The sequence below is a fragment of the Acinetobacter sp. WCHA29 genome (assembly GCF_002165335.1).
Classification (GTDB): domain Bacteria; phylum Pseudomonadota; class Gammaproteobacteria; order Pseudomonadales; family Moraxellaceae; genus Acinetobacter.
Genome location: NZ_NHRQ01000061.1, coordinates 1 through 437, shown reverse-complemented (window position 1 = coordinate 437; position 437 = coordinate 1). Strand labels below are relative to the sequence as shown.

Genomic DNA, 437 nt, shown 5'->3' with positions numbered 1-437 from the left:
GCTGAGTTGGTATCTAGCTTCGCCACGATTTCTTCCAAAGTCATACGACCTTGTCCAATATGTTCATTGTCTTGAAACACCATCGGTACAGCTAAGATTTTGCGTTCTTCGACTTCTTCTTGGAAGAAACCACCATCAATCATGGTCGCCGTTGTATTCGGGTTATAGATTGCAATCAAGTTGAGTGCTTGAACCACATCTGGACAGTTATGGCAGCTCAATGAAACAAACACATCAAAGTTTGCTTTTAAATTTAAGCCTTTGATCTGGTTCAAGACTTCATCAGAGACTTTAGGCGCGTAACCTGATACTTGTAATAAAGCCAAGATCAAAGAGGTAAACTCATGTCCCATCGGTAAACCAGCAAAGAACACACGTGGTTGTTCACCTGCTTTAGCTACACCGAAACTCGGACGGCGAGCGTTTGAACCGTCAAA

Annotated in this window: 1 protein-coding gene; it reads right to left on the bottom strand. The window is 42.8% G+C overall.

Translation table 11 applies throughout. The features are described from left to right. The coding region (locus CDG59_RS14965) for a thioredoxin family protein (protein ID WP_087546050.1) at positions 1–437 on the bottom strand (437 nt) is incomplete at both ends.